This window comes from Microcoleus sp. D2_18a_D3 (assembly GCF_036702455.1).
In the GTDB taxonomy this organism is placed as follows: domain Bacteria; phylum Cyanobacteriota; class Cyanobacteriia; order Cyanobacteriales; family Microcoleaceae; genus Microcoleus.
This window is the reverse complement of sequence record NZ_JAUBTK010000162.1, coordinates 1-6,548: the sequence shown is the minus strand read 5'-3', so window position 1 is coordinate 6,548 and position 6,548 is coordinate 1. Positions and strand designations below refer to the sequence as shown.

Genomic DNA, 6,548 nt, shown 5'->3' with positions numbered 1-6,548 from the left:
TGATGATGACCTACGCAAGCGGTTATGGTCATAGCATTTCTCTTGATTGGCTACCCACGGATTATTGAGGGGATACGTACAAACTTTGATGTCGAAATTCAGGAATGGCAACAAGCAGGATTAAAGCGACCTTCAGTGGTTCGCTTACATAAAGTGAACACATTACAAAAAAGTTTAGTTGAAAGGAGACTGGGGATATTAACCCCTGATGATTTGGCGCAAGTGCGAGATAGAGTCAAACAAATCTGGTCTTTCATTTGATGAAAATACAGGATCGCAAGCTTCATTAGTCAGGGCAAATCTCAAATCTCAAATTTCCCACTGTATGCGGAGGCACGAGTTATGTATCAAGTAGACATTCTTGAGGCAAAAGAAAAGCTTCTGGAATTAATCGAAGCGGCGATGAGAGGCGAAGAAGTAGCGATTACTCAAGATAACCCGCCTGTTGTAAAATTGGTAGGAATACCGCCAGCTAATAAGAAGCGCTGGCCATCCAAAGCTGGGAGTGCTAAAGGAATGGTTTGGATGTCCGATGATTTTGACGAACCCCTAGAAGAGTTTAAGGAGTACATGGAATGAGGTTGTTGTTGGACACTCATGCCTAACCACGATCGAAGGAAAAAAAATATCGTTCTTTAGTAGCAAACACTATGAGACGATTGCAAATAACCACACTTATTAAAGGGATAGTTATGGCAATCGTAACACTCTATCACGGTACAGATATTGAGAGTGCATTGGATATTCTTAATAACGGGTTAAACGGATCTCGCTTGCTAGCTTTGCAAACTCAGCCAATACAATTAGGTATCGGTTGGTATGCTGCATTCGATCCAGAAGTGGCCTGGTTCTTTGCTACCCTAGCACCCGGCTTAGAGGCATTAGGCTGCACAGTTATTGAAATGTCTTTGCCTGTGGTAGAATTAAACTATCTGTTGGATAGAGGAGAAGCTAAAATTGAGCCAATTGCCAATGTGATGTTCTCTGCACAGCAAATATGGTTTTCAATTAATGCGTTTGAATTTTTAAATGAAAAAGCTGAGTTTCAACCTTACGAAGAAGTAGGATAAATGAAAAAACATTACACTTTGAAGGATTTAACAATTCGTTCTAACAATCGCCCAAGTACAGATAATGGTATTACTGCACATACTCATACTGTGTTGTTCGCTCGTGCGCTTACAGTTGAAGAACAGCAAGAATTTACACAAATATTAAAGATTGTTTGCGAAACCTTTGATTCATCACAAGGTTTAGATAATAACTTTTTAGCTAAGCCTAATGTGACATTTATTGCTCCTAACCAGGCATATTACACAGTGAATCAGGGCATTTTGGCAGGTTCGCGGAAGGATGAGCTATTTGCTAAGTTAGCTGCATTCAGTCAAGAGGTTGCGACTATTGCTGAACATGATGGCAATCCTGTCTTTAGCAAACTAGGAAAGTTAAAGCAACTGCAAGAGTGGGCGCAGTCGCAGATTGACAATACTGTCCAACCAGAAGTTAGACCAGATATTGCAATTACAGTGTTGCAGTTAATTGATGAATTTGCCAGGTTGCAAAACAAAATCAAGGAATTAGAAAATAAATCACAAACTGTGTAACTTTGTAAAAAATATATCAGAAGTTATCAATTTTTTAATTCGCTTTTTAGCCGAAACATGAAGAAATCAAAAAAACGTAAAAATCAGTGGTCAAATGAACTAAACGACATCATCCGAGGCGCATCGGGCGGCTTTTTATTCGGTACTCCCCTACTTTATACGATGGAGGTTTGGTGGATTGGTTCGTATACTAAACCAGCGGAAATGTCGATCGCGATCGCAACTACTTTTATCGTCGTTTTCTTGCTGACTCGCACTGAAGGTTTCCGCAAAACTAAAGACATCCGCTGGCTAGATGCTGCAATCGATACCGTAGAAGCGATGGCCATCGGCATTGTCTGCGCGGCTTGTGTCCTGTTTTTGCTCAGGGAAATTACGCTGGAGACTCCGCTGCAACAAACTTTGGGAAAAATCATTTTTGAAGGCCTGCCGTTTTCGTTGGGAGTTGGGCTGGCAAGCGGTTTCTTGAGCGGCGATCGCTATCAAAGTTCAGACAGCGAAAAGGAACCTACCATTAACCCAACTTTAGCAGATATCGGCGCTACTTTAATCGGCGCGATGATAATTGCTTTCAACATCGCCCCTACTGACGAAATTCCCATGCTAGCGGCAGGTATTTCGCCGCCTTGGCAATTAGCAATTATCGCCGCTTCGCTGCTAATTTCCTACGGTATTGTATTTGCAGCAGGGTTTACCGATCAAGCAAAACGCCACCAACAGCAAGGGATTTTTCAGCGTCCCCTCAGCGAAACTGTCATGGCCTATTTAGTGTCGCTGGCGGCTTCTGCATTTATGATGTTTTTCTTCCACAAACTCAGTTTTGACGACCCGTGGTCGATTTGGTTGAACTATACGTTAGTATTAGGATTGCCGGCGGCTGTTGGCGGCGCGGCGGGGAGGTTGGCGGTATGAGTGAAAGTAATAACAAAGAACAGCCGCAAAAAAGAACTTTTGCTGAATGGGCGACATTTGCGATCGCCTGCTTGATCCTTTTTACCCTCACCGGACTCGTAATCTACAACTGGGTGACTAAAAAGCAGGAACCTCCGATTATTTCGGTCACTCGGAACACACCAATTCGCGAAAATCAAGGGCAATTTTACGTACCGTTTACAGTGACAAACACGGGCGGTGAAACAGCCGAATCAGTGCAAATTATTGCCGAATTGCGCGTAAATGGCGAAGTTGTAGAATCCGGCGATCAACAAATAGATTTTTTGTCAACCGGCGAAACTCAAGAAGGAGCTTTTATTTTCAGTCGTAACCCCAGTCAAGGTGAGTTGATTGTGCGATCGAGCAGTTATCAACTACCTTAACAAAGTTTTCAAGTCTCGTGTCCGTTAAGTGTGACCCTAATAAAATCCTGTCGCTGGGTGGGGGCGGGTTTAAAAATACCTTGGTTATTAAGCAGAGATACGGGTGAACCCGCCCCTACAAAATTTACGTTTATTGACTCGGTATCACGTTAAATAGACATAATTACCGTAGGGGCGGGTTCACCCATGTCTCCAATCCGGCGAGAGATTCATTAAACCCGCCCCGGTCTCGATATTGAGCGTGCGATCGAGCTAACGCTTCACCAGATCGTGTTCCCACTTCCAAACACAGCTAGAAATCAAATTCGTGCAGATATGAGCCGTAATTGGCACTAACAAATTCCCAGTCGCTAAAACGCTGTAACCCAACAGCAATCCGACAGCCGTTGCCCAAACAGCATAAGGCCACTGATCCAGGGCTCCCAAGTGCAGAATGCCGAAACAAAAACTCGATAAAACTAAACTGGTAACATTCAATCCCAAAGCAGACAGCATCACGCCTCGAAATAGCAATTCTTCGCTAAGTCCCGGCAGCAGTCCCAGCCAAATCAAATCCGGCCAAAACAAAGGTTTGAGCACTACTTCCAAGTAAACATCAGCACTCCGGCGATAACCCGGCCAGAGGTGATAAACGATCGCACTACCGCCTGTAATTGCCAGTCCGAGCGCACATCCTTGGAGCAAGTCGATTCCTATCAATTTGACTGGCAAAAGCGATACCGATGCAAATAGCAACCACAATTTAGCTACCGCCAGCAACATAATTGCTGTCACGCCCATTGCTACTAAAACTTGGGTGCGCGTCAAGGGTTCAATTTCAGGATTTCCGGGAAGTTTTTCTGCCACTTAATCACTTTTAGATTTGAGGTTTGAGATTTGAGATTTGTTGGGTTTATACCAATTTTTTATGAGGCCCCGTAGAATCCGATCCCCCCTAGCCCCCCTTAATAAGGGGGGGACAAGAGCCGGATCAAAGTCCCCCTTCTTAAGGGGGATTTAGGGGGATCGAGATATGTGCAACTTCACATTAAATTGGTATTAGTCAGATAAACAACGCAGGGAGGAGATGTCTGCGCCCAAGGAAGCTGGACTGATGCCGGCTCGCAAAGCGACCAAAACTCCGATCGCCTCTAAATATGAGTTTACCTGCAAAGCTTTGATTCCGAGTTTTTCTGGAGTCGCCTGCATCTGGGTTTTGTTGTCGCCGACAGCGATGATTTGTACCGACGATCGCCCACTCAAACTCAGAATAGCACTGCCGCCGCAGGCTGTGGCGGGTATTACCACCGCATCGACTCGATCGGCGGTAATTGATAATTGATTGTGCTGCTGGCTTTCTGGCGCTACCAATTGGGGAGCTTTGCTGAGGCCGGCAAGCACGCAAGGTAGGAAAGTATAGCCGATTTCCTCAGCAGCCGATCGCGGGGACAGGTGCGGATCGAGGGGAAGTGGGGAAAGCGCGGGGGCGTGGGCGCAGGGGATTTTAAACGTCCTGACGATGAGGTGGCTGATCACAGCTTCCGCGCCTGCGAGGGGGTCAACTCCTTTGCCGCGGCGGTAGTTTTCGAGGGCGAGGCTGCCTTCATCGTCGGGAAATCTGGCTACAACTGCGATCGCCTCTACTTTTGCTTGTTCGATTAATTTTTCTGCAGCGCGCAATAAACTGTCGGGATTGCCGATCGTCCCCCAGGATGCCCCTGATTCAGAAATACGCAATTCTACTTGCAGAGGGCGATCGGTTAAAACACAATCAGTTATATTCAAGCCCAATGTAGCTCTCGCTGCATCAGCCGCTTGCAAGTGGCGCAACTGCAAGTCTGGTTCAATGCCGGCATCGAGGATTAAGCCGATGCGATTTTGATGTACCGGTTGCAGTCCCCAGCATCCGGCAGCAAATTTGTCAAGGGCATAACCTTCAACGTAGAGAGCGTTAGGTATCGGCCAATAAAGTTGAGCGCCGTTGAGGACGTTGGGGTGAGTGATCAGGGTGTCTGAAATTTGGGCGATCGCCCTAGCCACCGGCAGCGCATCTCCTGCAAACCCACCAATCGAGGCTCCAACGCCTGTGGGGACTATCAAAACCACTGTCAAAGGGGGGGGGTTCACGATGTTGCGGGGGATGCTTCCACGAGCACGTAGCCTTCTACCACAGCCTTTTGCCGATCGACATCCACGTCTGTGACGGCCCAGCGCAGGGGTTCGCCGTGCTTTTGCAGTTCAATTTCAATAGCCGAGTGCAGTTGCTCGGCGGTTTCGTGGAGGTCAACTTCTGCGGAAATGAAATGGGTGGTCATAGGGCGATCCATAGTGGTTTTACCGCTAACGGTACTTAGGTCAATTTTAGCTTAGTCCTAGGATTTACCGAATTGGCGATCGTACACAATGTCTTCTTTTTCTGTTTCTATCTTCAAGTTCGATCGGGGATAAGCAACACACAGCAACACATAACCTTCTGCCTGAAGATCGGGACTAACGCCCATACCATCAGCTTGATCGACCTTCCCTTCAATAATTTTACCAGCACAAGTAGTACAAACCCCCGCATTGCAAGAACTCGGCAACTCAATGCCGGCGTCATTAGCGGCGCGGAGAATTTGTTTATCTTCGGGTACTTCTACGGTATAGGTAGAGCCTTGGTGGATCAATTCAACAGTGTAAGTCTTAGACATATTTCAATTATTGGTTTTAATTCCCCAATTGGAATTTACGCTAGATTTGGAAACAAAGCAATCAGTATTTTACCGCTGTTTGTGCTTTTGTGCAAATTTACAACTGCTGTTTTTATTGATAATTTTTTTTATTAATTGGCTGGGGCGAGCGAGCGGCATTTTGTCAATGACTTTTTCACAAATTATTACAAGCCTCACAGCGGAACTCTGCCACAAAGCACTTATACCTAATTAATTTTTTGCCTTCAAGCCAACAACTCATCAACCGCAACACTAAAACCCGGCAGCACTAGCTGAGTGCTGACTGTAGAGCCCAGGTTAAAGGTTAACTTTTGAGTTTGAGTCATGATCAATATCCAGCGACTTTCTGGAAAAACAATCCAAGCTTCCAGACAACCTGAATCTAAATATTCTTGTGCTTTCAGAAATATTTCTTCCGCAATATCAGTAGGAGAAACTATTTCTGCAATTAACGGCGGACTTTGAGGCAAAGTAGGAACATCGCCATATTGTGAGACTAATTCTGGAGTCAGATAAGCTACATCAGGACGGCGCACTCGCCTGTCAGTACGGCAAGGAACTTCTGTATAAACTTCGCCGCCTTGTCCGCTAGAATCTTTGTAATTTCCCCAAGCACGATCTAGTCTAGATTGGATTCGACTGTGTTTTACTGTCATGCCATTTTTCTCCGAGATTTGCCCGTCCACCCATTCCATATCATCGGCGGGACAGGCTATAAAGTCTTCTAGAGAAACATTTTCTGATAAAACGGCTGCCATTACCATAGCCATTTACTCCCTTTTGCAGAATTCACTCATATTGTAGCAATCAATTGGTAATGGGTAATTGGGAATTGGGAATTGGGAATTGGAAATTGGAACTAACGTAAGGATTCAGGTCTGAGAGTGGGGAATTAAAGAAGGCATAAATAAGTCACAAGAATGGGCAGATATAGCATC

At 45.5% G+C, this 6,548-nt stretch carries 11 protein-coding genes; 6 read left to right on the top strand and 5 right to left on the bottom strand.

The genetic code is table 11. The features are described from left to right. Positions 1 to 24 precede the first annotated feature (24 nt). The 6 genes from QUB06_RS33720 (at position 25) to QUB06_RS33695 (ending at position 2,920) form a co-directional block, all read left to right on the top strand. Entirely contained in the window at positions 25 to 261 is a 237-nt protein-coding gene (locus tag QUB06_RS33720; RefSeq protein ID WP_333439095.1) for a type II toxin-antitoxin system PemK/MazF family toxin, read from the top strand. A gap of 81 nt (positions 262 to 342) precedes the next feature. After that, a complete protein-coding gene (locus QUB06_RS33715) occupies positions 343 to 579 on the top strand; it encodes a type II toxin-antitoxin system prevent-host-death family antitoxin (protein ID WP_333439093.1) in 237 nt (78 codons plus the stop codon). 113 nt (positions 580 to 692) lie between these two features. Further along, positions 693 to 1,070, top strand: a complete 378-nt coding sequence (locus tag QUB06_RS33710) for a hypothetical protein (RefSeq protein WP_333439091.1) — start codon at positions 693 to 695, stop codon at positions 1,068 to 1,070. Next, positions 1,071 to 1,604 carry a hypothetical protein gene (locus QUB06_RS33705; RefSeq protein WP_333439089.1) on the top strand — a complete coding sequence of 178 codons (534 nt, stop codon included), beginning with the start codon at positions 1,071 to 1,073 and terminating at the stop codon, positions 1,602 to 1,604. Between the two features lie 57 nt (positions 1,605 to 1,661). Then, on the top strand, positions 1,662 to 2,516 hold the full coding sequence (locus QUB06_RS33700; protein ID WP_333439087.1) for a TIGR02587 family membrane protein: 855 nt from the start codon (positions 1,662 to 1,664) through the stop codon (positions 2,514 to 2,516). Further along, positions 2,513 to 2,920, top strand: coding sequence for a TIGR02588 family protein (locus tag QUB06_RS33695; protein WP_333439085.1), 408 nt, complete (start codon positions 2,513 to 2,515; stop codon positions 2,918 to 2,920). Before QUB06_RS33700 ends, QUB06_RS33695 begins: the two co-directional genes overlap by 4 nt. A 252-nt stretch (positions 2,921 to 3,172) precedes the next feature. Here QUB06_RS33695 and QUB06_RS33690 read toward each other — a convergent pair whose 3' ends face one another. The 5 genes from QUB06_RS33690 to QUB06_RS33670 all read right to left on the bottom strand — a co-directional run bounded on the left by QUB06_RS33690 (position 3,173) and on the right by QUB06_RS33670 (position 6,380). After that, positions 3,173 to 3,766, bottom strand: a complete 594-nt coding sequence (locus QUB06_RS33690) for a CPBP family intramembrane glutamic endopeptidase (RefSeq protein ID WP_333145034.1) — start codon at positions 3,764 to 3,766, stop codon at positions 3,173 to 3,175. Positions 3,767 to 3,958: 192 nt separating this feature from the next. Continuing rightward, the gene (locus QUB06_RS33685; protein ID WP_333439083.1) at positions 3,959 to 5,026 is read right to left on the bottom strand and encodes a DUF3326 domain-containing protein; all 1,068 of its coding nucleotides are present in this window, start codon (positions 5,024 to 5,026) and stop codon (positions 3,959 to 3,961) included. Further along, complete coding sequence (locus tag QUB06_RS33680) at positions 5,023 to 5,214, bottom strand: hypothetical protein (RefSeq protein ID WP_333439097.1); 192 nt, start codon at positions 5,212 to 5,214, stop codon at positions 5,023 to 5,025. Before QUB06_RS33680 ends, QUB06_RS33685 begins: the two co-directional genes overlap by 4 nt. Positions 5,215 to 5,271: 57 nt before the next feature. Further along, on the bottom strand, positions 5,272 to 5,589 hold the full coding sequence (locus tag QUB06_RS33675; RefSeq protein ID WP_333069026.1) for a 2Fe-2S iron-sulfur cluster-binding protein: 318 nt from the start codon (positions 5,587 to 5,589) through the stop codon (positions 5,272 to 5,274). A 245-nt stretch (positions 5,590 to 5,834) separates the two neighbouring features. After that, complete coding sequence (locus QUB06_RS33670; protein ID WP_333439081.1) at positions 5,835 to 6,380, bottom strand: Uma2 family endonuclease; 546 nt, start codon at positions 6,378 to 6,380, stop codon at positions 5,835 to 5,837. Positions 6,381 to 6,548 lie beyond the last annotated feature (168 nt).

Coding starts and splice junctions, on each gene's coding strand:
- QUB06_RS33700 (WP_333439087.1), top strand. CDS start 1,662: ATGAAGAAATCAAAAAAACGTAAAAATCAGTGGTCAAATGAACTAAAC.
- QUB06_RS33680 (WP_333439097.1), bottom strand. CDS start 5,214: ATGACCACCCATTTCATTTCCGCAGAAGTTGACCTCCACGAAACCGCC.
- QUB06_RS33715 (WP_333439093.1), top strand. CDS start 343: ATGTATCAAGTAGACATTCTTGAGGCAAAAGAAAAGCTTCTGGAATTA.
- QUB06_RS33720 (WP_333439095.1), top strand. CDS start 25: ATGGTCATAGCATTTCTCTTGATTGGCTACCCACGGATTATTGAGGGG.
- QUB06_RS33670 (WP_333439081.1), bottom strand. CDS start 6,380: ATGGCTATGGTAATGGCAGCCGTTTTATCAGAAAATGTTTCTCTAGAA.
- QUB06_RS33705 (WP_333439089.1), top strand. CDS start 1,071: ATGAAAAAACATTACACTTTGAAGGATTTAACAATTCGTTCTAACAAT.
- QUB06_RS33710 (WP_333439091.1), top strand. CDS start 693: ATGGCAATCGTAACACTCTATCACGGTACAGATATTGAGAGTGCATTG.
- QUB06_RS33695 (WP_333439085.1), top strand. CDS start 2,513: ATGAGTGAAAGTAATAACAAAGAACAGCCGCAAAAAAGAACTTTTGCT.
- QUB06_RS33675 (WP_333069026.1), bottom strand. CDS start 5,589: ATGTCTAAGACTTACACTGTTGAATTGATCCACCAAGGCTCTACCTAT.